The organism is Rhizobium changzhiense, from assembly GCF_013087625.1.
Taxonomy (GTDB): Bacteria; Pseudomonadota; Alphaproteobacteria; order Rhizobiales; family Rhizobiaceae; genus Rhizobium; species Rhizobium sophorae.
Map to the genome: position 1 here is coordinate 577867 of NZ_JABFCQ010000002.1, position 24139 is coordinate 602005.

22 protein-coding genes are annotated in these 24139 nt (G+C 61.2%); 9 read left to right on the forward strand and 13 right to left on the reverse strand.

Annotated features, from left to right (window positions below; all coding sequences use genetic code 11):
- Window positions 1-87: 87 nt before the first annotated feature.
- The 7 genes from sufA to G9X68_RS12270 all read right to left on the reverse strand — a co-directional run bounded on the left by sufA (window position 88) and on the right by G9X68_RS12270 (window position 7268).
- Window positions 88-480, reverse strand: a complete 393-nt coding sequence (gene sufA / locus G9X68_RS12240) for a Fe-S cluster assembly scaffold SufA (RefSeq protein WP_171602572.1) — start codon at window positions 478-480, stop codon at window positions 88-90.
- A gap of 115 nt (window positions 481-595) precedes the next feature.
- Window positions 596-976 (reverse strand): SUF system Fe-S cluster assembly protein, encoded by a 381-nt coding sequence (locus G9X68_RS12245; protein WP_003559708.1) that lies wholly within the window; start codon window positions 974-976, stop codon window positions 596-598.
- 12 nt (window positions 977-988) lie between these two features.
- Window positions 989-2230 carry a cysteine desulfurase gene (locus G9X68_RS12250; protein WP_171602573.1) on the reverse strand — a complete coding sequence of 414 codons (1242 nt, stop codon included), beginning with the start codon at window positions 2228-2230 and terminating at the stop codon, window positions 989-991.
- 12 nt (window positions 2231-2242) lie between these two features.
- The gene (gene sufD, locus G9X68_RS12255; protein ID WP_171602574.1) at window positions 2243-3517 is read right to left on the reverse strand and encodes a Fe-S cluster assembly protein SufD; all 1275 of its coding nucleotides are present in this window, start codon (window positions 3515-3517) and stop codon (window positions 2243-2245) included.
- 24 nt (window positions 3518-3541) lie between these two features.
- On the reverse strand, window positions 3542-4297 hold the full coding sequence (gene sufC, locus G9X68_RS12260; protein WP_018445225.1) for a Fe-S cluster assembly ATPase SufC: 756 nt from the start codon (window positions 4295-4297) through the stop codon (window positions 3542-3544).
- A 190-nt stretch (window positions 4298-4487) separates the two neighbouring features.
- Window positions 4488-5957: a Fe-S cluster assembly protein SufB gene (gene sufB, locus G9X68_RS12265; RefSeq protein ID WP_168317039.1), complete on the reverse strand. Its 1470-nt coding sequence runs from the start codon at window positions 5955-5957 to the stop codon at window positions 4488-4490.
- Window positions 5958-6050: 93 nt separating this feature from the next.
- On the reverse strand, window positions 6051-7268 hold the full coding sequence (locus tag G9X68_RS12270) for a cysteine desulfurase family protein (protein WP_171602575.1): 1218 nt from the start codon (window positions 7266-7268) through the stop codon (window positions 6051-6053).
- 217 nt (window positions 7269-7485) lie between these two features.
- On the opposite strand from G9X68_RS12270, the gene G9X68_RS12275 reads away from it, so the two are divergent.
- Window positions 7486-8163, forward strand: a complete 678-nt coding sequence (locus G9X68_RS12275) for an alpha/beta hydrolase (RefSeq protein ID WP_003559715.1) — start codon at window positions 7486-7488, stop codon at window positions 8161-8163.
- A 142-nt stretch (window positions 8164-8305) separates the two neighbouring features.
- A complete protein-coding gene (locus G9X68_RS12280; RefSeq protein WP_168317041.1) occupies window positions 8306-9481 on the forward strand; it encodes an acyltransferase family protein in 1176 nt (391 codons plus the stop codon).
- Here the strand turns inward: G9X68_RS12280 and G9X68_RS12285 are convergent.
- Window positions 9478-10005 (reverse strand): GNAT family N-acetyltransferase, encoded by a 528-nt coding sequence (locus G9X68_RS12285; protein ID WP_171602576.1) that lies wholly within the window; start codon window positions 10003-10005, stop codon window positions 9478-9480. The genes G9X68_RS12280 and G9X68_RS12285 overlap by 4 nt on opposite strands.
- A complete protein-coding gene (locus tag G9X68_RS12290) occupies window positions 10002-11120 on the reverse strand; it encodes an anhydro-N-acetylmuramic acid kinase (protein ID WP_171602577.1) in 1119 nt (372 codons plus the stop codon). Before G9X68_RS12290 ends, G9X68_RS12285 begins: the two co-directional genes overlap by 4 nt.
- 133 nt (window positions 11121-11253) lie before the next feature.
- Here G9X68_RS12290 and tyrS point away from each other — a divergent pair, with 133 nt between their 5' ends.
- Window positions 11254-12510 carry a tyrosine--tRNA ligase gene (gene tyrS, locus G9X68_RS12295; RefSeq protein WP_171602578.1) on the forward strand — a complete coding sequence of 419 codons (1257 nt, stop codon included), beginning with the start codon at window positions 11254-11256 and terminating at the stop codon, window positions 12508-12510.
- A 56-nt stretch (window positions 12511-12566) separates the two neighbouring features.
- Here tyrS and G9X68_RS12300 read toward each other — a convergent pair whose 3' ends face one another.
- Window positions 12567-12887 carry a hypothetical protein gene (locus G9X68_RS12300; protein WP_171602579.1) on the reverse strand — a complete coding sequence of 107 codons (321 nt, stop codon included), beginning with the start codon at window positions 12885-12887 and terminating at the stop codon, window positions 12567-12569.
- A gap of 224 nt (window positions 12888-13111) precedes the next feature.
- Between G9X68_RS12300 and G9X68_RS12305 the strand changes: the two genes are divergently transcribed.
- Entirely contained in the window at window positions 13112-14773 is a 1662-nt protein-coding gene (locus tag G9X68_RS12305; protein ID WP_171602580.1) for an alpha-amylase family protein, read from the forward strand.
- Window positions 14774-14811: 38 nt separating this feature from the next.
- Here the strand turns inward: G9X68_RS12305 and G9X68_RS12310 are convergent, their stop codons facing one another.
- On the reverse strand, window positions 14812-18210 hold the full coding sequence (locus tag G9X68_RS12310) for a YhdP family protein (RefSeq protein WP_171602581.1): 3399 nt from the start codon (window positions 18208-18210) through the stop codon (window positions 14812-14814).
- Window positions 18211-18334: 124 nt separating this feature from the next.
- Here G9X68_RS12310 and G9X68_RS12315 point away from each other — a divergent pair, with 124 nt between their 5' ends.
- The 5 genes from G9X68_RS12315 (at window position 18335) to G9X68_RS12335 (ending at window position 23191) form a co-directional block, all read left to right on the forward strand.
- Window positions 18335-18808 (forward strand): peroxiredoxin, encoded by a 474-nt coding sequence (locus G9X68_RS12315; RefSeq protein WP_171602582.1) that lies wholly within the window; start codon window positions 18335-18337, stop codon window positions 18806-18808.
- Window positions 18805-19632, forward strand: coding sequence for a DUF455 family protein (locus G9X68_RS12320; protein ID WP_171602583.1), 828 nt, complete (start codon window positions 18805-18807; stop codon window positions 19630-19632). The genes G9X68_RS12315 and G9X68_RS12320 overlap by 4 nt, the downstream gene beginning before the upstream one ends.
- A gap of 104 nt (window positions 19633-19736) precedes the next feature.
- Window positions 19737-21056 carry a peptidoglycan DD-metalloendopeptidase family protein gene (locus G9X68_RS12325; protein ID WP_171602584.1) on the forward strand — a complete coding sequence of 440 codons (1320 nt, stop codon included), beginning with the start codon at window positions 19737-19739 and terminating at the stop codon, window positions 21054-21056.
- Between the two features lie 138 nt (window positions 21057-21194).
- Window positions 21195-22760: a DEAD/DEAH box helicase gene (locus tag G9X68_RS12330; protein ID WP_171602585.1), complete on the forward strand. Its 1566-nt coding sequence runs from the start codon at window positions 21195-21197 to the stop codon at window positions 22758-22760.
- Between the two features lie 8 nt (window positions 22761-22768).
- Window positions 22769-23191 carry an NUDIX domain-containing protein gene (locus tag G9X68_RS12335; protein WP_171602586.1) on the forward strand — a complete coding sequence of 141 codons (423 nt, stop codon included), beginning with the start codon at window positions 22769-22771 and terminating at the stop codon, window positions 23189-23191.
- Here the strand turns inward: G9X68_RS12335 and G9X68_RS12340 are convergent, their stop codons facing one another.
- Together G9X68_RS12340 and G9X68_RS12345 are read right to left on the reverse strand one after the other, a co-directional pair.
- Complete coding sequence (locus G9X68_RS12340) at window positions 23192-23509, reverse strand: TfoX/Sxy family protein (protein WP_003540033.1); 318 nt, start codon at window positions 23507-23509, stop codon at window positions 23192-23194.
- 35 nt (window positions 23510-23544) lie between these two features.
- Window positions 23545-24039 carry a flavin reductase gene (locus G9X68_RS12345; RefSeq protein WP_171602587.1) on the reverse strand — a complete coding sequence of 165 codons (495 nt, stop codon included), beginning with the start codon at window positions 24037-24039 and terminating at the stop codon, window positions 23545-23547.
- Window positions 24040-24139 lie beyond the last annotated feature (100 nt).

A 24139-nucleotide genomic window follows, 5' to 3' on the forward strand; every position in this document is an offset into this window, starting at 1 on the left:
AACAGGACGGAGCATGCGGTGCGGCGCCTCGCTTTGCTCACCCATAAAAGACACCGACACGGCCCCGAAGAGGCTAACCAGATCCTATCAGGAATGCGCCGGCGCGCTTTGGCGCTGGGCGGCAAGGGCTGCGAGATCGGCAGGTTTCAGCTCGACGGATTCGCCGCAGCCGCAGGCCGATGTCTGGTTCGGGTTGGTGAAGGTAAAGCCGGAGCGCAACGTCGTCGTCTCGAACCCCATCTCGGTGCCGAGCAGATAGAGAGCTGCCGATGGCTCGACCCAGACTTTGGCACCGTCGCGCTCGATCAGGTCGTCCTTGGCGTTGGGCTCGGTCACCAGGTCGATGGTATATTCCATCCCGGCGCAGCCGCCCTTCTTGATGCCGACGCGCACGCCCTTGGCCTCCGGCCCCGAGTTCTCGACGATCGCCTTGACGCGAGCCGCAGCACCGTCCGTCATGCTCATGATTGCAAAGCCCATCGGCCCATTCTCCTTCTGCCACCGGGGTCAAGATCCGGCGCATCGTGACTCAAATGTAGTACCCGTTCGTAAACGGATCAATACCGCGGGATGTCAGTCCCAGCACCGCGGGATGTCAGTACCAGCCGACCGCGACCTGCGCCTCTTCCGACATGCGGTCCGGCGTCCACGGCGGATCGAAGGTCATGGCAACCTCGACGCCCGACACGCCTTCGACAGCGCCGACGGCGTTTTCGACCCAGCCGGGCATCTCGCCGGCCACCGGGCAGCCGGGTGCGGTCAGCGTCATCATGATCTTCACCATCCGGTCGTCCTCGATGTCGATCTTGTAGATCAGACCGAGCTCGAAGATGTCGGCAGGAATCTCAGGATCGTAGACGGTCTTCAGCGCGCTGATAACGTCGTCGCTCAGCCGCGCCAGCTCATCGGCCGGAATGCTGGAATGCACGATGCCTTCGCGCACGTCGATCTTCTGTTCGCTTTCGTCCAGGCTCATCACGGACACTCCTCAAGCAAAGAACTTGCGCGCATAATCAAGCGCATCGGCCAGGGCATCGACCTCGGCGCGGGTATTGTACATGCCGAAGGATGCACGGCATGTGGAGGTGACGCCGAAGCGTTTCAAGAGCGGCATGGCGCAATGCGTGCCGGCCCTGACCGCAACACCCTGCCTGTCGATCACCATCGAGACGTCATGGGCATGAATGCCTGCAAGTTCGAAGGAGAAGATACTTCCCTTCTCCGTCGTCGTCCCGAACATGCGTAGCGAATTGACCGATCTGAGACGTTCGAAGGCATAGGCGGCAAGATCGGCTTCATGGCTGGCGATCGCCTCGCGGCCGATCTTCTCCATATAGTCGAGCGCATAACCCAGCCCGATCGCCTGCACGATCGGCGGCGTGCCGGCCTCGAAGCGATGCGGCGGATCATTATAGGTAACCACGTCTTCGGCGACTTCGAAGATCATCTCGCCGCCGCCCTGGAACGGGCGCATCTCGAAAAGCCGCTCCTTCTTGCCGTAGAGCACGCCGATGCCGGACGGGCCGTAGAGCTTGTGGCCGGTCATCACGTACCAGTCGCAATCGATATCCTGCACGTCGACAGGCAGATGCACGGCGCCCTGGCTGCCGTCGATCAGCACCGGAATGCCGCGCTCATGCGCGATCCGGCAGACTTCCTTGACCGGAACGATCGTGCCGAGCGCATTCGACATATGGGTGATGGCGACGAGCTTGGTGCGCTCCGTCAGGCTCTTTTCAAAATCCTCGATATGGAAAGCGCCCTCGTCGTCGACCGGCACCCAGACGAGTTTGGCCCCCTGCCGCTCGCGGATGAAATGCCAGGGCACGATGTTGGAATGGTGCTCCATGATCGTGAGCACGATCTCGTCGCCTTCACCAATCTTCGGCATGCCCCAGCCATAGGCAACGGTGTTGATCGCTTCCGTCGAATTCTTGGTGAAGACGATGTCGTTCACCGAAGGCGCATTGAGGAAGCGGCGGACCTTCTCGCGCGCTCCCTCATAAGCGTCCGTCGCCGCATTCGAGAGATAGTGCAGGCCGCGATGCACATTGGCATATTCATGGGAATAGGCATGCGAGATGGCATCGATCACCACCTGCGGCTTCTGCGCCGATGCGCCGTTGTCGAGATAGACCAGCGGCTTGCCATACACCTTTTCCGCCAGGATCGGGAAATCCCGGCGGATGGCTTCGACGTCGTATTGCGTGGCCGGCGCTATCTTGTCCATTGCTATATCCGATCAGGCGTGCTTTTCGAGCCAGGCCGAAATCACGCCTTCCAGCGCCTCGACCAGGGCTTCGTCTTCCAGTTCCTCGACGATCTCGGCGACGAAGGCGTTGACGAGCATCGCTCGCGCCTTGTTCTCCGGAATGCCGCGCGCCATCATGTAATAGAGATGGTTGGCGTCAATATCAGTCACCGTCGCGCCGTGACCGCACTGCACGTCGTCGGCGAAAATTTCGAGCTCGGGCTTGACCGAGAATTCGGCATCGTCGGACATCAACAGCGTGTTGCAGGCCATCTTGGCATCGGTTTTCTGCGCATCGGGCGCCACCCGGATCATGCCCTGGAAGACGCCTTTGGCGCGGTCGAAGACGACGTTGCGGATGACTTCTGTCGAGCCGGTATTCGGCACGTCATGGCCGAGCACCATCGTCACGTCGGTATGGCTTTCTGCTCCGAGCAGGTTGATGCCGCGCAGCGTCAGGTCGGCGCCCTCGCCCGTCACCTTGATATGCAGCTCCTGCCGCACCAGCTTGCCGCCGGCATTGATGACGAAAAGCCGGAGCTTGGCGTCAGCCCCGAGATCGATGCGGATCTGCCCGAGATGCGTATCATCGGCCCCCTGCTGCTGCAGGAAGATCCAGGTCAGTTCCGTGCCTTCGCCGACCGTGATGTCGCTGACATGGGACACCAGTGCTGCATCACCGGTCACCGTGCGGTGACGCTCGATGACAGTCGCCTTGACACCGGCACCGAAGGACACGGGAAGGCGCGTATGTGTCTGCCCGCCGGCATGGATGAATTGGATTTCGAGCGGGTTTTCAAGCTCGGTATCGGCAGGCACGTCGACGACATAGCCGTCGCGCACGAAGCTGCCATTGATGCGGCCGACCGCGTCGTCGCTGCCGAGCGCATCGAGCCCGCCTGCGGCAGAACCGTCAAGCAGACGTTCGGAATAGGCCGAAACGCCAAGACCGTCGACCGTCGCCTTCTGGTTGGAATGGCCCTGGATCACCGCCAGCACCGTGGAGTCGGCAACAAGCGGCTCCAAAGCCTGCCAGCCGGCATCGCCCGCCTGCTGCGGGACAGTGCGCAGCAGGTTCTTGAGGTCGCTATAGTGCCACGCCTCGATGCGGCGCGTCGGCAGGCCGGCCTTCTTCAGGTCGTCGAGAAGCCGGTCGCGCAGTGCCGTCACCGCGCCATTGCCCGGCAGCTCGCCGATCTGCTGGTTGAAGGCCTCGATCAGCGCCGTCTCGGCCGCCGTCAGGCGGCTCGTCGTCTGCATATTCATGGACGTCGTCCTTTCCACCCGAACTCAGGCCGCCGTGCCGATGATATCGGCATAGCCGTTGGCTTCCAGCTCATGTGCCAGCGTCTTGTCGCCCGACTTGATCACCTGGCCCTTGTAGAGCACGTGGACGGTATCCGGCACGATATAGTCGAGCAGGCGCTGGTAATGGGTGATGACCACGACGGCGCGATCCGGCGAACGCAGCGCGTTGACGCCATCGGCGACGATCTTCAGCGCATCAATGTCGAGGCCGGAATCGGTTTCGTCAAGCACGCAGAGCTTCGGTTCGAGCAGCGCCATCTGCAGAATTTCGGCGCGCTTCTTCTCGCCGCCGGAGAAGCCGACGTTCAGCGGACGCTTCAGCATCTCGGTATTGATCTGCAGCTTGCCGGCGGCATCCTTGACGCGGCGCATGAAATCCGGCGTCGTCAGCTCGTCCTCGCCGCGCGCCTTGCGCTGCTCGTTCATCGCCACCTTCAGGAACTGCATGGTGGCAACGCCCGGAATTTCGACCGGATACTGGAAGGCCAGGAAGATGCCCTTGGCGGCGCGTTCGGCCGGATCGAGCTCGAGAATGCTCTCGCCATTGTAGAGAATGTCGCCCTCGGTGACTTCGTAGTCGCTGCGGCCGGACAGGACGTAGGAGAGCGTCGACTTGCCGGAGCCGTTCGGCCCCATGATCGCGGCAACTTCGCCGGCCTTCACCGTCAGGTTCAAGCCACGAATGATCTCGGTGCCGTCTTCGGCAATGCGGGCATGGAGGTTTCTGATTTCAAGCATCTCGTTCTTCCTGTTCATAAAGCGGGTTCAAGTGCCGCCTGATAGACCGTTCGCACCGGTCTCAATCCGTCATCCTCGGGCTTGTCCCGAGGATCTAAGCCTTCAATTGTAATCGTCCTACTGCTCCGACGTGACTTTCCGCATAGGTGCGTAGATCCTCGGGACAAGCCCGAGGATGACGGGCCTGTGCTTAGCCCACCGAGCCTTCCAGCGAGATGCTGATCAGCTTCTGCGCCTCGACGGCGAATTCCATCGGCAGCTCCTGCAGGACTTCCTTGACGAAGCCGTTGACGATCAGCGCGATCGCCGCTTCGGTCGGGATGCCGCGCTGCAGGCAGTAGAACAGCTGATCCTCGGAGATCTTCGAGGTCGTCGCTTCATGCTCGAACTGCGCCGTCGAGTTCTTCGCCTCGATGTAGGGCACGGTATGGGCGCCGCACTTGTCGCCGATCAACAGCGAATCGCACTGGGTGAAGTTGCGCGCGTTCGACGCCTTGCGGTGAGCCGAAACCTGGCCGCGATAAGTGTTGTTGGAAACACCGGCGGCAATGCCCTTGGAAACGATGCGGCTCGACGTGTTCTTGCCGAGATGGATCATCTTGGTGCCGCTGTCGATCTGCTGATGGCCGTTGGACACGGCGATCGAGTAGAACTCGCCGCGGCTGTCGTCGCCGCGCAGGATGCAGGATGGATATTTCCAGGTGATCGCCGAGCCGGTTTCGACCTGCGTCCACGAAATCTTCGAACGGTCGCCGCGGCAATCGCCGCGCTTGGTGACGAAGTTGTAGATGCCGCCCTTGCCGTTCTTGTCGCCCGGATACCAGTTCTGCACCGTCGAATATTTGATCTCGGCATCATCGAGCGCAACCAGCTCGACCACGGCAGCGTGCAGCTGGTTTTCGTCGCGCTGCGGCGCCGTGCAGCCTTCGAGATAGGAGACGTAGGCGCCCTCTTCCGCAATGATCAGCGTGCGCTCGAACTGGCCGGTGCCCTTCTCGTTGATGCGGAAATAGGTCGAAAGCTCCATCGGGCAGCGAACGCCCTTCGGCACGAAGACGAAGGAACCGTCGGTAAAGACTGCCGAATTGAGCGTCGCATAGTAGTTGTCGCTCGTCGGAACGACGGAGCCGAGGTACTTCTGCACCAGTTCCGGATGCTCGCGGATGGCTTCCGAGATCGACATGAAGATCACGCCGGCCTTCTTCAGCTCTGCCTTGAAGGTGGTGACGACCGAGACGCTGTCGAAAACGGCGTCGACGGCGATCTTCGGCTTCTCGACGCCGGCAAGGATCTCCTGCTCACGCAGCGGGATGCCGAGCTTCTCATAGACCTTCAACAGCTCCGGATCGACCTCGTCGAGCGATTTTGGACCCGGCGTGCTCTTCGGCGCGGCGTAATAATAGATGTCGTTGAAATCAATCTTCGGATAGTCGACGCGCGCCCAGGTCGGCTCTTCCAGCGTCAGCCAGCGACGATAGGCCTCGAGACGCCATTCCAGCATCCATTCCGGCTCCTGCTTCTTCGCCGAAATGAAACGAATGATGTCCTCGGACAGGCCTTTCGGCGCCTTGTCCATCTCGATGACGGTCTCGAAACCGTATTTGTACTGATCCACATCGATCAGGCGCACCTGGTCGATTGTTTCCTGCACGGCAGCCATCTCATTCTCCAATCTCGCCGGATACAAGGTCCGGCAGCTTGTAGCGTTTGGGCAATTATCTTGCCCCTCATGTAAGAGGCCAAAAGGGACTTTTCAGCCCGATTGGCAAGCAGAAATTTGCGTTTCCGCAAGTTTTGACAGCGGGCACGCCGCCTCCCCAGCCGACCTGCGCCGGTTGGCGATCTTTGCGAAAGCCGCAATCGCCCTGTCGATATCCTCTTCCGTCGTCGAAAAGCCGAGCGAGATGCGCAGCGCCCCGAGCTTGGCATCACGTCCCATCGCCGTCAGCACGTGGCTTTCGCCAAGCCGACCCGATGAGCAGGCCGAACCTGCGGAAAGTGCAACGCCTTCGAGATCGAAGGCGATCTGTCCGGTCTCGGCCTTCAGCCCCGGCAGGGTGAAGAAGATCGTATTGGTGACACGCTCACCACCCTCGCCGTGGATAAGCACATCGGCTGCTGCTTCACGCATGCCGGCTTCGAGCCGCTCGCGCAACGCGCCGATTGCCGCATTGCGCGCCTCAAGTTCGTCGGCCGCCGCTTCTGCTGCCGCGCCGAAGCCGATCAGCGCCAGCGAATTCTGTGTCCCTGAGCGGTGACCCCGCTCCTGCCCGCCGCCCTGGATCAGCGGTCTGGGCATCAGCGCCTCGCCGCGCGCAATGAGCGCGCCGGCCCCCTTCGGCCCGCCGATCTTGTGCGAGGAAACGATCATGAAGTCGGCGCCGATCTTCTCGATATCGAGCGCGATGCGACCGGCCGCCTGCACGGCGTCGACGACGAAGAGCCCGCCGTAAGCGTGGACGATCCTTGCCGCTGCCTCCACAGGCTGGACGATGCCCGTCTCGTTGTTGACGAGCATGATAGCGACCATCGGCAGGCCGGCGGCCTTGTCATGCGCATCGAGCAGGCGGCCGAGCGCGTCGAGATCGACGATGCCGGCTTTCGTCACCGGGATCTCCGTCATCTTCTCTCTGGCGAAGCGGCCGCCTTCGCGCACCGCAGGATGCTCGATCGCCGAAAAATAAAGATGGCCAAGCCGAAGCGGCGTGCGGCCCATGCGGAAATCCGACGTCAGCACGAGATTGGCGGCCTCAGTCGCGCCGCTGGTAAAGACCACATTGCCGGCATCGGTACCGACAAGTGCTGCTACCTTGCGCCGTGCGCCTTCGATGGCGGCGCGGGCGGCCCGGCCCTCGCCGTGAACGGAATTTGGATTGCCGAAAATATCGATGGCGCGCATGATCGCCGCGCGTGCTGTGGGGTGCAGCGGCGCTGTGGCGTTCCAGTCGAGATAAAGGCGTGGCGGCGCCATGATCTTCAGTCCTGCGCTTGACGAGCTTGCTTCAGCATCAGCGGTTCATTTTTCTTGAAATTTCCGCCGGGCTTGCCTTATGACACATTCCACGATGCGTGGATCGCCATGCAAGTTTCGAATTGTTCTAAACTGCGTTTTAGAAAAGCTGACAACACTAGTCAAGTCATGTTGTCGTCCAACGCCGCGCGAACGCGAAATAAAACCCGGAGTACCAATGCCCGAAGTTATTTTCAACGGCCCAGCCGGCCGTCTTGAAGGCCGCTACCAGCCCTCCAAGGAAAAAAGCGCGCCCATCGCCCTGATTCTGCATCCGCATCCGCAGTTCGGCGGCACGATGAACAATCAGATCGTCTACCAGCTCTTCTATATGTTCCAGAAGCGCGGGTTCACGACGCTGCGCTTCAATTTTCGGGGAATCGGCCGCAGCCAGGGTGAATTCGACCACGGCGCCGGCGAGCTCTCGGATGCCGCCTCGGCCCTCGACTGGGTGCAGAGCCTGCATCCCGATTCGAAGACCTGTTGGGTCGCCGGTTATTCCTTCGGCTCCTGGATCGGCATGCAGCTCCTGATGCGTCGGCCGGAGATCGAAGGCTTTATGTCGATCGCGCCGCAGCCGAACACCTACGACTTTTCCTTCCTGGCGCCCTGCCCGTCTTCCGGCCTGATCATCAACGGCGAGGCCGACAAGGTGGCCCCGGAAAAGGATGTCAACGGCCTGGTCGAGAAGCTGAAGACCCAGAAGGGCATCCTCATCACCCACCGCACCGTTGCCAACGCCAACCACTTCTTCAATGGCCAGGTGGAAACGCTGATGGGCGAATGCGAGGACTATCTCGACCGTCGCCTCAACGGCGAACTGGTGCCGGAACCGGCCGCCAAGCGGATTCGCTGACACCACAAATCTCGGCCTCATCAATGCCATGACGGTCCGGAACACAACCGGGCCGGCTGTGCCGGAACAGATCACCTACCGTGTTGCAATCCATGTTGCAGTGCGGTAGGGTCCTCGCGATCCTAATAAAGCGAGGTCCGCAATGACCAAGTCGTTCGGGGAAGTCCTGGATAAGTATAGGGGAATTGGTCCGGGGTTCGATTTCCTTCGAATAGGGCTCGCCTTTTCCATCGTATTGACCCATTCCTTTTTGTTAACCGACAACAATGACTTCATCAGGGGGTCAGTATTCTGGTTCACTGAATACGCTCTTGTTCCAATGTTCTTCGCTTTGAGCGGATTCCTGATCGCCGGCAGCGCCCAGCGCCTGAGCCTGCGGAATTTTCTGATCAACCGGGGCTTGCGCATCGTCCCGGCCCTTGCCGTCGATATCGTCGTTTGTTCGCTGATCATCGGGCCGATCATCACGGTCGTTTACCACTCCGAATATTTTACCGATCAGCGGTTTTTCAAATACTTCCTGAATATCGTCGGCTGGATCCATTACGAGCTGCCGGGCGTCTTCCAGGATAATCCGAGCCAGCGTGTCAACGGCGCTCTCTGGACGGTTCCCTGGGAAATCTTCTGCTACATCATCATGTCGTTCCTGATGATCACCGCCATCGTCAAGACGCGCTACAAGCTGCTGGCGGTCACGATCGCCTACATCGTCATCGGCCTTATCGTGCAGAAGATGCCTTATCTGTTGCCAGGCTCGATCAAGCCGATCGCTCGCTTCCTGTTCATGAGCCGCGGCTCCCAGCTGATAACGGCCTTCATGATGGGCATCGTCGCCTTTCAGTTCAGGGCAGTCATTCCGCATTCCCGCTGGATATTCGGCGCCGCCTGCCTGGTTTGCATCGTCGCCATCCTCACCCTCGACAGCCGGGCGACGGAGTCGGTGCTCAACCGGCCTTTGGTCATCACCTCTCTTGTCTACATCACCGTCTTCGTCGGCCTGTCCGAGGTGCCCATCCCGGCCTTTTTCAGGAAAGGCGACTATTCCTACGGCGTTTATCTCTATCACGACCCGTTTTTGCAGATCTGGATCAGCTCGTTCCCGTCGGTTTTCCTCTATCCGAAATATGGTGCGCTGGCGCTCTATCTCGTCGGCCTGCCATCGGCTCTCGCCGTTGCGGTGCTGTCCTGGCATTTCATCGAGAAGCCGATCCTCGGCCTTCGCAAGAAATTCTCGTTCATCGCCCAGGTCAGGGGCGTCGAGGATGGCAATCAGGCTGGGCGTGAACCCAATGTTCGGCCGGTCGCCGTAAAGAGCTAGGACTTTGCCGGCCGCATCTCGGCGGTGAGTTCAAAGGCGGTATCCAGCACTCCATCGACCAGAATCGGCGCGCGTTCGCGCATGCCGATCTTTCTGAGGACGCGCTGCGAAGCGGTGTTTTCGGGATGCGTGAAGGAGATGAAGCCCGATGCAAGCTCCCTTTCGAAGAACCAGTCGGCAAGCGCGCTCGCCGCTTCTGTTGCCAGGCCCTTGCCCCACGCCTCCTCGCGCAGGGAATAGCCGAGTTCGAATTGCTCGTTCCTGAACTTCGAAATCCCCGCACGGCCGACAAATCGACCGTCCTCGGCGAGGAGCTTGTATTTGGTCGTGCCGTCGCGCGCCTGTTCCTCGAACCAGCCGCGCAGCCGTTCCTCAGCCTTTTGGAGGCTCCACGGCATGTTGCCGGACAGATATTGGGTCGTCGCCATCGTTGAATGCAGCTGTTGCACCAGGGTCGCATCACCTTCGTCCCACATGACGAAGATAAGCCGTGGCGTCTTCAGTATGACCCTTTTCTCTGTCATGGCGTTGCCAGCACCCCGCCGCTGACGGGAGCCGCGACCCCCGTCGTGCCGGGAAATGTCAGCGGCAGCCCGTCCAGCGAGCGGACGGCGAGATAGGCCCAGGCCTCGGCTTCCATCGCGTCGCCGTCGAAGCCCGCCTCCTCGGCCGTCAACACCCTCGAGCCCAGCCTTTCGGCCATGACTGAGAACTCTGCCATCAGAGTGGCGTTCAGCCGCCCGCCGCCGCAGATGATATAGAGCGCTGGGGTCTCGGGCAGGAAACCGGCGGATTTGATGATCGAGGCGGCGGCGACGTGCGCCAGCGTCCGGGCGCCGTCTTCAAGACCCGCCTCCTCCGGCCGAAGCGGTGCAAAATCGCCGCGATCGAGGGAACGACGAACATTGCCGCGGAAGAACGGGCTTTGCAGATAACGTTCCGCGAGAGCGGCCACGACCTTGCCGCGCCCACCGATCTCGCCGCCAGGGTCATAAGTTTTGCCGGTCTGCATCTCCACCCACTGGTCGATCAGCGTATTGCCCGGACCGCTGTCGAAGGCCGATATCCGGCCGTCCGTGCCGATAAAGGTCAGATTGGAGATGCCGCCGATATTGACGAAGCACACTGCCTGTCCCGCCTGCTGGAATTTTCCTGCAAGTGCTGCGTGATAGGCCGGCACCAGCGGTGCGCCCTGCCCGCCATGAACCATGTCGTTGGCGCGCATGTCGTAGACCACAGATATGCCGGTTCGGCGCGCCAGCTCCCCGCCGTCGCCGATCTGGATCGTCAATCCCTCATCAGGGCGATGAAGCACCGTCTGGCCATGGAAGCCGAGGATATCGACCGCATCGGCAGAAAGCTCGAAACGCTGCATGAATGCCGTAACGGCAATTGCATGCCGCAACGTCAGTTCAAGCTCGATATCGCGCAACTCAGCCGGTCGCTGGCTTCTCTCACTGAGTGGACGCGACAGTTCAAGCGCCCGCTTGAGCTGCTCGCGAAAATCCGCGTCATAGGGCACGCCCATGAACGGCCCGCGCTCGATGAAGCCGCGGCCGTCGGTCCTGATCAACGCCACGTCGATTCCGTCCATCGACGTGCCGCTCATCAGCCCGATCGCGGTCCTGATGACATCCATGAGGCTTGCCTCCCATGCGATTCCCGGATGCACTTTTATAAAAACAGTGCTAAACGCGCCGCGACAGATCAACAACAACGAACTTGCACCAAGCCCCCATGGGGTGCGGAGCAGACACCAAGAGACGAAACCTATGTCCGAGTTCAAGTCCGATTTCCTCCGCACGCTGAAAGAGCGCGGCTTCATTCATCAGATTTCCGATGAAAGCGGCCTCGACGACCTGTTCGCCAAGGAAACCGTGACGGCCTATATCGGCTTCGATCCGACGGCGCCCAGCCTGCACGCCGGCTCGCTGATCCAGATCATGATGCTGCACTGGATGCAGAAGACCGGTCATCGCGCCATCTCGCTAATGGGCGGCGGCACCGGCATGGTCGGCGATCCCTCCTTCAAGGAGGAGGCGCGCCAGCTCATGACCGTGGATACGATCGAAGGCAATATCGCGTCGATCAAACGCGTCTTCTCCAATTACCTGAACTACGGCGACGGTCCCAAGGAAGCGCTGATGATCAACAACGCCGAATGGCTGCGCTCGCTTAACTATCTCGAATTCCTGCGCGATGTCGGCAAGCACTTCTCGGTCAACCGCATGCTGTCCTTCGACAGCGTGAAGACGCGTCTCGACCGCGAACAGTCGCTGTCCTTCCTGGAATTCAACTACATGATCCTCCAGGCCTACGACTTCGTCGAGCTTGCCAAGCGCTATGATTGCCGCCTGCAGATGGGCGGTTCGGACCAGTGGGGCAATATCGTCAACGGTATCGATCTGGGTCACCGCATGGGGACAAAGCAACTCTATGCGCTGACATCGCCGCTGCTGACGACGTCGTCCGGGGCCAAGATGGGCAAGTCGGCGACCGGCGCTGTCTGGCTGAACGCCGACATGCTCTCGGCCTATGATTTCTGGCAGTACTGGCGCAACACCGAGGATGCAGACGTCTCGCGATTCCTGAAGCTCTACACAACGCTGCCGATGGATGAAATCGCCCGTCTCTCCGCACTCGGCGGCTCGGAGATCAACGAGGTCAAGAAGATCCTTGCAACCGAGGTGACGGCAATCCTGCACGGCCGCCAAGCCGCTGAACAGGCTGCCGAAACGGCACGCAAGACCTTCGAGGAAGGTGGTCTCTCGGAAAACCTGCCGTCGGTCGATGTGCCCGCCTCCGAGCTCGACGCTGGCATCGGCCTGCTGTCGCTGATCGTTCGTGCCGGCCTTGCCTCGTCGAACGGCGAGGCCCGCCGTCACGTCCAGGGCGGCGCAGTCCGCATCAACGACGAGGCGGTCAGCGACGAACGCAAGATGATCGGCAGCGGCGAAATCACCGCCGACGGCGTCATCAAGCTCTCACTCGGCAAGAAGAAGCACATCCTGATCCGCCGCGCGGCGTAAGGATCTTCAATTCCGAATATCGAAGCCGGCGCCCGGGCCGGCTTTTCTTTGCCTCACTATTCGGGTTGGGGAGCAAGATCATTCAGCTCCCCGCCGGTATTCTTTGTCATCTCGTCTGGTGTCTTAAGAAGATAGCCCGGCGGATCGATGCTAGAAGCGGGTTTCACCCGCGACCACCAGCTGATCGAGAAGATCGGCGGGGTCATCATCGCGCCCAGAGGAACCATCAGGACGTGGTCGGAACGAACGACCGCCTCTTCCGATTTCAGTCGCACGCTCTTTTCCGCAGAAAGCGACACGTCGGCAATCGTGACGGCCATTATGGCGGCCGATGCAAAAGAAACTGTCCGGGCGCACCGCATCGCATCCTCCGACATTGCACCGGCCGTTGCTTCCTGGCCGGGACACTATAGTACATCAGATTTTCCTAAAATAGGCAAAGCATCACTGCCGGATTTGTCAGCCTGGCTTGGGATCGGTTTTGTCGAGGAGGAGCCCGCGCATTTTCTACTGCGAAGCTTAGCGACCCTCATAGCGAATGCTTTATCGGAACCTTTTCCGCCCCCCGGGATTTGCGACCAGATTGGATTGGAGCCCCGGCATGATCAACGACCTCTGGTATAAGAACGCTGTCATCTACTGCCTCTCCGTCGAGACCTTCATGGATGCGAACGGTGACGGCGTCGGCGATTTTCAGGGCTTGATGCGGCGCCTCGATTATCTCTCCGGCCTCGGCGTGACGGCGATCTGGCTCATGCCGTTTCAGGCGTCGCCCGGTCGCGACGACGGTTACGACGTCTCCGATTATTACAATGTCGACCCGCGCTATGGCTCGCTCGGCGATTTCGTCGAATTCGCCCATGGCGCCAAGCAGCGCGGTATCCGGGTGCTGATCGATCTGGTGATCAATCACACATCCAAGGACCATCCCTGGTTCCAGGACGCCAGGAGCGATCCGCGCTCGCGCTATCGCGACTGGTATGTCTGGTCGGAGAAGAAGCCTGATAATGCCGATCAGGGCATGGTCTTCCCCGGCGTCCAGAAGACGACCTGGACCTATGACGACAAGGCGAAGGCCTATTATTTTCACCGCTTCTACGATCATCAGCCCGATCTCAATACGTCGAACCCCGAGGTGCAGGCGGAAATCCTCAAGATCATGGGCTTCTGGATCCAGCTCGGCGTCTCCGGCTTCAGGATGGATGCCGCCCCGTTCATCATCGCAACGAAAGGCGCCGACGTTACCAAGCCTATCGAACAGTTCGATATGCTGAGGAAGTTTCGCGAATTCCTGCAGTGGCGCCTGGGCGATTCCATCATACTGGCTGAGGCCAATATCCTGCCGAAGGACAATTTCGAATATTTCGGCGATGATGGCGACCGCATGCAGATGATGTTCAATTTTCAGGTCAATCAGGCGCTGTTTTACGCTCTCGCCAGCGCCGATACGCGGCCGCTCAAGAAGGCCATGGAGGCCACGAAACCGCGCCCGGCGACCGCCCAATGGGGCCTCTTCCTCCGCAACCACGATGAACTGGATCTCGGCCGGCTGACGGAAAAGCAACGCGGCGCGGTATTTGCGGCCTTCGGAGCTGAAAAGGACATGCAGCTTTACGACAGGGGCATTCGCCGCCGCCTGGCGCCGATGCTCGGCGGCGACCACCGCAGGATCGAAATGGCCTACAGCCTGTTGTTTTCGTTGCCTGGAACGCCCGTCATCCGCTACGGCGACGAAATCGGCATGGGCGACGATCTAGGCCTGCCGGAACGCAATTGCGCACGCACGCCGATGCAATGGTCGACGGAGCCGGAAGGCGGATTCACCAAAAGCAAAAAGCCCATCTTGCCGGTCATCAAGGATGGTCCCTACGGTTTCCAGCATGTGAATGTTGCCGAACAGCGGCGCGATCCCAATTCGTTGCTGAACTGGACCGAGCGGATGATCCGGATGCGCAAGGAGGCCCCTGAAATCGGCTGGGGCGACTTCTCCGTGATCGACACCGGGAATGACGGCGTGCTGGCGCTTCGTTATGACTGGCGTGGCAATTCCGTGTTGATCCTGCACAATCTGCATGCGCAGCCGACGGAAGTGACCTTTGATCCCGATAGAGGCGAAGACGGCCGACAATTGATCGATATCGCCGATGGCGCGAGCAGCAAGGCAGACGAGAAAGGATTTCATACCGTCATGCTCGATGCATACGGCTATCGCTGGTATCGCGTCGGCGGCCTCGACTATCTCCTCAGGCGGACGGAGATTTAAGTACTTCTCGGCACGGCCTCTGCCGTGACCGCTTCCCCTCACTGAAACTCAAAAATCTGCCGGAAAACACCAGGCGCGATGATCGACAGCGGATTGATCTGCAGGTTCGGCTGGTCGAACTTGCCTGTCAGCTTGAAGGTAATGCCGATCAAACCGCGGTCGCTGCCATTGCCGAGGATGACGCCGATCAATGGCAATTCGGCGAAGAGGCGGTTGAGGCCGTAGGCCGGCATGAAGGTGCCGGTCATGTCCATGTTGCCCTTGCGGTCGCGCACGATGCCCTGGAAGGTTGCGCCGATCTGGTCGCCGCGCAGCACGCCGTTCTCGATGCCGACCATGCCATTGCGCGAGACGACGCGGGCAAAGCCGCGCTGGAAGCGCTGCGACGAAGTATCGATGTCGCGCTTGACCGCTTCGTTGAGACTGCGCTGCTCATTTCCGACCGGTGTCGAGACGATCGAGCGCAGGCGTTGTTCGTTGACGATCGCGAAGCGGCGCACGTCGAGCGAGCCGTCCCAGCCGCCCTCCGCCGAAAGTCGGATCGCCAGATTGAGCAGGCCGCCCTGCATGTGCTGGTAGAGATCGGCGAAACGCGATACCGCGCCGGCATCGCCGCTGGTGATGTTGATGACGCCACCGTCCTTCATCTGGCTGACCACGGCCTCGCCGCTGTCGGTAACGGCGGAAAAATTGAGTGCCTGCAGCTTGTCGCCGCGCAGTGATATTTGCGCCTGAAAATTGCCGACCTTCTCGTCGTTGAAGCCGATGACGTTTTTCAGTCTGGCGCGCACCGATACGCCGGTGTTGCCGCCATCACCGTCACCATCGCCGTCCGAGCCCGCTTTCAACCGCGCAATGACCGGCCGCGCATCGGCGCTGTCGCCGGAGACCGAGACGTCGAAATTGCCTTTGCTGCGCTTCACCGACAGGGCGAAATCGTCGAGCGACGAGAGCTTGACGCTGTCGAAATCCGCCGAGATCAGCCCGCCCTTGCCGATGTTCAGCGATCCGTTGGCGCCGAAACCATCGCCCTTCAGCCGGAAGTTCTTGATCTGAGTATTGTCGGCCGGGCCTGATGTTTCGAATTCGGCGGTGGCGGCAATGCCGCTGCCCTTCGACCAGCCGATCCAAGGGAGTTCCAGCAGCGACTTGGTAAGGTCGAGCTGGACATCCTGCCGATCGTCGTCGATTCGCGTCAGCACCATCTTCACGCTGCCGCCGACGATGCCGGAAAGGCCGGGTATTAGCTTGTTGCGCTGGTCCTCGGAAAGCGTCGCGGTGATCACCCGCTGCCTGGCCGCTGCATCGGCTGCCTCGACCGGTTCGGTAAGTTCGATATCGGCCGGGACGCCGTCGATCTGGGCCTTGGCGTCGAGCGTGATCCGCTTCGGATTGCCGTTCAGCGTGCCGTCGAGATTGCTGATCATCCGGCCGGAAAACGGCTTGGCAAGATCGATATCGGTGAGCTTCATTGCCGCCGTCCATTCGGCCGGCGGCGGGTTTTGCGAGGAGAGCAGGCCGAAATGCGCCTTCACATTAGCCTCGATCCGACCCTTGAGATCGTCGGGCGTAAAGCCGGCGCGCTGCAGCACCCGGATCGGCCGGTAGGTCAGAAGCTCGCCGACGGCGTCCGCCGCTCCGGAGACCGCGAGATCGATATCGGCCATCAGCGGTTTATCGTAGGTGGCGGGCAGGATGAACGTCCCCTGCCCGAGGTCGACCGCCCGGCCGGAGGGGAAATAGGAGGTACCGCTCTTGATCGCGATCGTCGCCACCGGACCGGTCAGGTCGAAATGTGCCGACGTGTCGCGGATCGGCGGAATGTCGCCGGCGACGTTCATCCGCGCCTCCGCAATGTCGAAGCCGATGCGGATCTGGTTGGCGTCGAGCTTCAATCCCTTGCCGCCGGCTGCCTCGTCCAGCCTGCCGAAGGGAATGAAGACGGATATGGTGGCGTCGGTGACGGTGCCGCCAAAGAGATTGCCATGCACCCAGGTGCGCACCTTGGGCGCCATCCAGAACGGCCAGAGCTGCCTGATCGCCGTCGTCTGCAGCTGCGCCGACTGGCCGGCAAAGCTGATTTCCGGCGATTTGTCGCCGAGCTTGATATCAAGTGAACCGTAGAGCGCGCCGAGCGGGCTGGAAACGGTCATGTTGGGAAACTGGAATTCGCGGCCGGCTACCATGTAGCGCCCGGTCGCCTGGATGTCGAAGGAGAGTGGCTGCTCGCCGGAGCCGCCGGGGGCTGCCGTGCCGCCACTGACGAGCAGGTCGATGCCGAAGCCTTTGCCGGCCTGCGGGTCGAGCTTGTCGAGATCGATCAGCGCGCCGTTGATGGGAAGCGTGGTCGCGCCGAACCGGGCGTTCGACCGGGCGATCTCGAGTGTCTGCTTGGAGAAATCGTAGACGAGGTTGATTTGCCCGCCCGACAGTTCCTGCGGATCGCCGTCCGCATAGATCTGGCCGGGATCGATGTCGATCGTCGCCGTAAGCGCCGGCTGCACGCCATCACGCGCTCGGGTGGCCGACACTGTCAGATCGGCAAAGGCACTGAGTCCTTGCCGGATCACGCCCTGATCGTTGCGTTTCAGCGCAAAAGGGGTGAGGTCGGCATGCTTGAGTGTCGCCACAACCTTCGACACGTGGCCGTCTTCCTTCTCGGCCAGCACGTCGAGCTCCGCCACTTCGCCGTTCAGCGCGACTTCGCCGGTCAATTGCAGCGAGGACGGGCCTGCATGGGCAAAGACGAGATTGTCGATGACGAGCGACAGCGGGCCGTTGGCGGTATCGGCAAGCTTGATGTCGATGCCGGAGATGCGCACAGAATTGGTCGAGCCGCGGGTCACGATGCTGTCGAACATGTCGAACTGCGAGAAGATCTTCTCCATCGCCGCAGGCATGGCGTCGATGCGCAGATCGTCGAGCTTGACGGCATTGCCGGAGGGCAGAAGCGCGGTATCGAGCGCGATATCCTCCGCTTCGATGTCCGCGACGGCGATGCGGCCGCGGAAAAGCTGCAGCGGATCGAGCCCCAGGCGCACCGAACCCGTCGTCGACAGGTGCTGGCCGCTCTCCTGGTCGATCATGTTGACGTTGCGCGCTTCGAGCGCCAGCCGGAAATCCGAGGTGAAGCGGATGACGGTGGAGCCGACCTCAGCGCGATAACGCGGTCCGGCTACCCCATTCAGCGCCGCCTGCGCCTGTTGCGACAGCGGCTTGTCGAACATGCCGCTCTCGACGGTGAAAATGATGGCAGCGAGAATAAGGAGGATCAGTCCCAGAAATCCTGAGGTCAGCTTCGCCGTGCGTCGCATCGACGAACGCGGCGGCGGGCAATGGACGATGATCGGATCCTCGGCCTGGGCGGACGGCAAGCGGTCCAGCGCAACGATATCCTTCTTGCGAAACGTGACCTTTTCGCCGCGGATGGCTGACATGCGCCCTCGGGCTCTCCCTTTAGTGAAGAATTGAACCCGGCCATGCTGGACGGGTATCCGTCCACTATATAATTCGGGGAGAGAAAGTGTCATCCACAAACCCGGCAAAAGAAAGGTTTTCCCAATGGCGGTTCCCGGCATCGGCGCCACGGCCCCTGATTTCAACCTTCCCCGCGACGGCGGCGGCCGCGTTTCGCTGGCCGAATTCCACGGCAAGCCGCTCGTATTGTTCTTCTATCCTAAGGACGACACGACGGGCTGCACCGCCGAATCACTAGCTTTCACCGCGCTAGCAGCCGAGTTCGAAGCGGCGGGTGCTGCCGTCATCGGCATGTCGCCCGATTCGGCCGCCTGCCATGACAAGTTCATCAAGAAGCACCGTCTTTCGGTGGCGCTTGCCTCGGACGAGGAAAAGACGACGCTGCAGGCCTACGGCGTCTGGAAGGAAAAGAGCATGTACGGCCGCAACTTCATGGGCGTCGAGCGTACCACTTTCCTGATCCGCCAGGACGGCACGATCGCCACCATCTGGCAGAAGGTGAAGGTGCAGGGCCATGCCGAAACCGTGCTCGAGGCCGTCAGGAACCTGGCGGCGTGACCGGGGATCTCACGATAAGCTCGCTGCGCGGCGGTGCCATCGATGCGATCTCTTCCGCCGATCTCGACCGCAAGACGGCACTTGCGCAGGAAAGCGCTACCCGCTGGTTCGCCCGCCGGGTGTCGCTGCGCTCGCCGCTCGATGCGGCCCTGCCCGACAGACCCGGCCGTCCTGAGAAACCCGTGTTGACGCCGCCGACCCAGGTGGAGAAGCGCTCGCTGCATACGCTCAAAGGGCGGATCGCTCTGCTCCATGCCATCGCCCATATCGAGCTCAACGCCGTCGATCTGGCGCTCGATATCGTCGCGCGATTCGCGACCGAGCAGGTGCCGAATTCCTTTTTCGACGGCTGGATGCTGGTCGCCTTCGAGGAGGCGAAACATTTCCGCATGGTGCGCGCCAGGCTCAACGATCTCGGCGCCGATTATGGCGATCTGCCCGCACATGACGGGCTCTGGCAGGCCGCCCATTCGACGCGCAACGATCTGACGGCAAGGCTCGCCGTCGTGCCGCTGATTCTGGAAGCCCGCGGCCTCGACGTCACGCCGTCGCTGCAGGCGAAGATGCGCCAGACAGGCGATCTCGAAAGTGCAGCGGTGCTCGACGTTATCTACAATGACGAGAAAGGCCATGTCGCCGTCGGCGCCAAATGGTTCCGCTTCCTCTGCGCCCGCGAGAAGCGCGACCCGGCAAAGGCCTTCCAGGAGTTGGTGCGCGCCAATTTCCGCGGACCGCTGAAGCCGCCCTTCAATGACCTTGCCCGCGCCGAAGCCGGACTGACGCCGTCTTTCTACCGCTCGCTCGCATCGATCAGCTACGCTTGAAGTCACTGAAATTTATGATGTGACGACGACAGCGAAAGCATTCATTAACCATAACGGTGTCTAATTTCCGAAAGAGGCGTAGAGCATCAATCGGGAGAGCCTGCGTGAACAGCGGACATCAGCACCGGGTATTCGGCAGGCGGGCGCAGGAACATATCCTCATCCTCGCAAGCGGCGACAAGGTCCGCCATATGACGGTCCGGCCATGGATGGCAGCACTTGCCTTCTGCTTCGTCGGCGTCTTCTCGATCGGCTATCTCCTCGCCACGTCCTATCTGGTGCTGCGCGACGACCTGATCGGCGCCACGATGGCCCGCCAGGCCCGCATGCAGCACGATTATGAAGACCGCATCGCCGCCCTTCGCGCGCAGGTCGACCGCATCACCTCCCGCCAGCTTCTCGACCAGCAGGTGGTGGAAGACAAGGTCGACAAGCTGATGGAGCAGCAGATGGCGCTGACCTCGCGCCATGGCAAACTCGACAATCTGCTCGACCGGGCCGAAAGCTCCGGCCTGACGGAAAAGGACGGCGCCCCGCCTACGCCGTCTTCGCCCGTTCAGTCCTATGCACCCGATGTCAAGGATAAGCGCGCTTCGCTTAACCGTGGCGGCATCGAGGCGATCGAGAAACAGCTGGCGAGCGGCGCGCCCGCCGATGCGACGCCCGACAATTCGACGCTTGCCTATGTGCCGGCCACTGACACGGTCGGCGACCGCGCCGACCGCATCTTCTCCAAGGTGACGCTGTCCCTTAAAGATGTCGAACAGGATCAGCGCAGCCGTGTCGAACAGTTGACGAGCGATGCCGGCAATGCCGCCAACGCCATCGAGACCGTGCTGACCCGCTTCAAGATTCCGATGCCCGAGACCGCTGCCAGGAAAGACGATGACGATTCCGTCGGCGGCCCCTATATCGAGCCAGAAAGCAACGACGGCTTCAACAATTCGCTGGCAGCGCTCGACGGTGCGCTGACCCGGCTCGAAGCCGTGCGCAGCACTGCCGAATCCCTGCCCTTCCGCAATCCCGCTATCGGCAAGGAAGTGACCAGCCCCTTCGGCAATCGCCGTGATCCCTTCCTCGGCCGCCTCGCGCTCCATTCCGGCATCGACTTTCGCTTTTCGCCGGGCGAAAGGATCCGCCCGGCGGCGCCCGGCAAGGTGGTTTCGGCCGGCTGGACCGGCGGCTACGGCAACATGGTCGAGGTCGATCATGGCAACGGCATCTCGACGCGTTACGGGCATATGTCGGAGGTTCTGGTCAAGGTCGGCGACACCGTCGACCGCAACGACGTCATCGGCCTTGCCGGCAGCACCGGCCGCTCGACGGGCACGCACCTGCATTATGAAGTGCGCCAGGATGGCCATGCCGTCGATCCAGTATATTTCATGAATGCTGGCCTTAAACTCGCCACCTATATCAAGTAACTCCTGCCCGGTAACCAACGCTTCACTCTGCAATGGGTGCGGCGTCTCTATTTCTTGACTTGCCGGCCATTCGGGGCTATGTCGCGCTGCATTGCGGCATGCAATCCCGCCGACTCGTTCAGAGCTCGGCCGAACGGAATGGAAACAGTTTTCCCTTTGACGACATTTGCTGACCTTGGCTTGAGCCAAAAAGTGCTATCCGCTGTTACGGATGCGGGCTACACGATCCCCACGCCCATTCAGGCGGGAGCCATCCCGTTTGCGCTTGAGCGCCGCGATATTTGCGGCATCGCGCAGACCGGCACTGGCAAGACGGCATCCTTCGTGCTGCCAATGCTGTCGCTTCTCGAAAAGGGCCGTGCGCGTGCGCGCATGCCCCGCACACTGATTCTCGAGCCGACGCGCGAACTCGCCGCCCAGGTCGCCGAGAATTTCGAGAAATACGGCAAGAACCACCGCCTTAACGTCGCCCTTCTGATCGGCGGCGTTTCCTTCGAGGACCAGGACCGCAAGCTCGAACGCGGCGCCGACGTGCTGATCTGCACCCCCGGCCGCCTTCTCGACCATTTCGAGCGTGGCAAGCTCCTGATGAGCGGCGTCGAGATCCTCGTCATCGACGAGGCCGACCGCATGCTCGACATGGGTTTCATCCCGGATATCGAACGCATCGCCAAGATGATCCCGTTCACCCGCCAGACGCTGTTCTTCTCGGCAACCATGCCGTCGGAGATCCAGAAGCTCGCCGACCGCTTCCTGCAGAATCCCGAACGTATCGAGGTTGCAAAGCCGGCTTCCGCCGCAGCGACCGTGACGCAGCGTTTCGTCGCTTCGCACGGCAAGGATTACGAAAAGCGCGCCGTTTTGCGCGAACTCGTCCGCGCCCAGACCGAACTCAAGAACGCCATCGTCTTCTGCAACCGCAAGAAGGATGTCGCCGATCTCTTCCGGTCGCTCGAGCGTCACGGCTTCTCGGTCGGCGCCCTGCATGGTGACATGGACCAGCGCTCCCGCACGATGACGCTGCAGAGCTTCCGTGACGGCAATCTCCAGCTTCTGGTCGCTTCCGACGTCGCCGCCCGCGGCCTCGATATCCCTGATGTCAGCCACGTCTTCAATTTCGACGTACCGATCCATTCCGAGGATTACGTCCACCGCATCGGCCGCACCGGCCGTGCCGGCCGCTCGGGTGCCGCCTTCACTCTCGTCACTAAGCGCGACACTAAGTTCATCGATGCCATCGAGAAGCTGATCGGGGAAAAGGTCGAATGGCTGAGCGGTGACCTGACGTCGCTGCCGCCGCCGGCAGAAGACAGCCGGGACAGCGAACGCCCGCGCCGCAATAGCCGCGAGCGTGGCGCCAGAGACGGTGCAGGCCGAGATCGTGCGCCGAGAGAGAATGGCGACAAGGATCGTGGACGCGGACGCGGCAATCGCGCCGCCGCGAGTCATAAATCTGATAACGACATACAGGATAATGGCGTCGACGTGATCGAAGCAGCACCAGTAAAGGCCGACATCGTGAAGAACGAGCGCAAAGCAGAGCAGAAGCCGCAGAACAATGCGCGCAACAGTCGGCCCTACCCGGCAAACGACGACAGCCGCGACCGCCGCCGTCATCGCGATCACGACGACGGCCCAACTCCGGTCGGCTTCGGCGACGACATTCCCGCCTTCATGCTGATCGCCGGCAGCGCCAAGGTCTGAGCATTGCCATGGGTAAGCCCGGTCTCGATTTTCCGGGCTTCGGCGTCGGCCTTGTGATTCTGCGCGACGCCAGGATCCTTCTTTACAAACGCATGCGTCCACCTGAAGCCGGCTATTGGAATATCGTCGGCGGCAAGGTCGATCACATGGAGCCGGCTGAGGAAGCCGCGCGTCGTGAGGCCGAGGAGGAAACCGGCCTGACGATCGGCCGCATCGAGCGAATCGGCATGACCGAACAGATCATCGATGCCGACCGCCAACACTGGATCTCAATTCTCTATCTCGCCCGCGATGTCGAGGGCGAGCCTCAACTGACCGAACCGGACAAGCTCTCGGATTTCGGCTGGTTTCCCCTGACGGATCTGCCCGAGCCACTGTCGGCCTTCACCAAGGCTGCCATAGCAGCCTTGCCGACTGCCGAACGCGGCTAGTCATTCGGCGCGAAGCGACGCCTCATAGGCAAGCCGCACCCATTTCGCCATCAGATCGGGATCGTCGTAGGCCTCGTCGGGGATCGACCAGTAGGGCATTTTTACCGGCTTGCCCTTTTTGCCCTCATAGGTCCATTGCGTGGCGCCGGCAGCGGCAAACTCCGGAGCGCTTGTCTCGTCGGCTTTCAGCAGCATCTCGTCGCGCACTTCGAGCGCGATGATGCGCCCGAGATGATAGATGCCCTTGCCGCCGAACATGCGCTTGACCGTGACGGGGCCGAGCCCCTGAAACATTTCCTCGATGCCGGCATTGTCCATGCTCTTATTCCCTTGAAATCCTGTCGCCGCTCACATCACAGCGCGTGATAATCCCGGTCCATATAGATGAGCGCCGGGTGTTTTTCGCTGAAGCGGACAGCCGCGACCTCGCCGAAGACGACATTGTGCGTCGGCATTTCCTTGATGTCGGTCACCCGGCAATCGAAGGCGGCGAGCGCATCGAAGAGAACCGGCGCGCCGGTGACGAGTGTGTCGAAACGGGCGCTGGCGAAGCGGTCGTCATTGGTAAGCGCGGTGCGCCCGGAGAAAGCGTCGGCAACGGCCTGGTGATGAGCGCCAAGCGTGTTGAGCACGAAGATGCCGCTACGGAAGAAGATCTCGTTCTTCGGATTGGTGTTGTTGAGGCAGATCAGCACCGAGGCCGGATTGTCCGAGACCGAGCAGGCGGCGGTGATGGTGACGCCGCGGCGCAGCTCGCCCATCGCCGTCGTCACGAGCTGCACATGGCCGGCATAGCGGCTCATGGCATCGCGATAAAGGCCGGGGTCGATATGCTGCCTGTTCAACACCTGCTTCTCCCGTAGGCTTATTCTGTCTGGATCGACTTGTTATCGCGCCAATATGGCGAGCATCGGTTACCTTTTCTACAATAGGACCGGTGAAAAGCGC

What these genes read in the sequence shown, in the direction of transcription:
- sufA (WP_171602572.1), bottom strand. Translation starts at nt 480, where the DNA reads ATGGGCTTTGCAATCATGAGCATGACGGACGGTGCTGCGGCTCGCGTC.
- G9X68_RS12245 (WP_003559708.1), bottom strand. Translation starts at nt 976, where the DNA reads ATGAGCCTGGACGAAAGCGAACAGAAGATCGACGTGCGCGAAGGCATC.
- G9X68_RS12250 (WP_171602573.1), bottom strand. Translation starts at nt 2,230, where the DNA reads ATGGACAAGATAGCGCCGGCCACGCAATACGACGTCGAAGCCATCCGC.
- sufD (WP_171602574.1), bottom strand. Translation starts at nt 3,517, where the DNA reads ATGAATATGCAGACGACGAGCCGCCTGACGGCGGCCGAGACGGCGCTG.
- sufC (WP_018445225.1), bottom strand. Translation starts at nt 4,297, where the DNA reads ATGCTTGAAATCAGAAACCTCCATGCCCGCATTGCCGAAGACGGCACC.
- sufB (WP_168317039.1), bottom strand. Translation starts at nt 5,957, where the DNA reads ATGGCTGCCGTGCAGGAAACAATCGACCAGGTGCGCCTGATCGATGTG.
- G9X68_RS12270 (WP_171602575.1), bottom strand. Translation starts at nt 7,268, where the DNA reads ATGGCGCCGCCACGCCTTTATCTCGACTGGAACGCCACAGCGCCGCTG.
- G9X68_RS12275 (WP_003559715.1), top strand. Translation starts at nt 7,486, where the DNA reads ATGCCCGAAGTTATTTTCAACGGCCCAGCCGGCCGTCTTGAAGGCCGC.
- G9X68_RS12280 (WP_168317041.1), top strand. Translation starts at nt 8,306, where the DNA reads ATGACCAAGTCGTTCGGGGAAGTCCTGGATAAGTATAGGGGAATTGGT.
- G9X68_RS12285 (WP_171602576.1), bottom strand. Translation starts at nt 10,005, where the DNA reads ATGACAGAGAAAAGGGTCATACTGAAGACGCCACGGCTTATCTTCGTC.
- G9X68_RS12290 (WP_171602577.1), bottom strand. Translation starts at nt 11,120, where the DNA reads ATGGATGTCATCAGGACCGCGATCGGGCTGATGAGCGGCACGTCGATG.
- tyrS (WP_171602578.1), top strand. Translation starts at nt 11,254, where the DNA reads ATGTCCGAGTTCAAGTCCGATTTCCTCCGCACGCTGAAAGAGCGCGGC.
- G9X68_RS12300 (WP_171602579.1), bottom strand. Translation starts at nt 12,887, where the DNA reads ATGTCGGAGGATGCGATGCGGTGCGCCCGGACAGTTTCTTTTGCATCG.
- G9X68_RS12305 (WP_171602580.1), top strand. Translation starts at nt 13,112, where the DNA reads ATGATCAACGACCTCTGGTATAAGAACGCTGTCATCTACTGCCTCTCC.
- G9X68_RS12310 (WP_171602581.1), bottom strand. Translation starts at nt 18,210, where the DNA reads ATGTCAGCCATCCGCGGCGAAAAGGTCACGTTTCGCAAGAAGGATATC.
- G9X68_RS12315 (WP_171602582.1), top strand. Translation starts at nt 18,335, where the DNA reads ATGGCGGTTCCCGGCATCGGCGCCACGGCCCCTGATTTCAACCTTCCC.
- G9X68_RS12330 (WP_171602585.1), top strand. Translation starts at nt 21,195, where the DNA reads ATGGAAACAGTTTTCCCTTTGACGACATTTGCTGACCTTGGCTTGAGC.
- G9X68_RS12335 (WP_171602586.1), top strand. Translation starts at nt 22,769, where the DNA reads ATGGGTAAGCCCGGTCTCGATTTTCCGGGCTTCGGCGTCGGCCTTGTG.
- G9X68_RS12340 (WP_003540033.1), bottom strand. Translation starts at nt 23,509, where the DNA reads ATGGACAATGCCGGCATCGAGGAAATGTTTCAGGGGCTCGGCCCCGTC.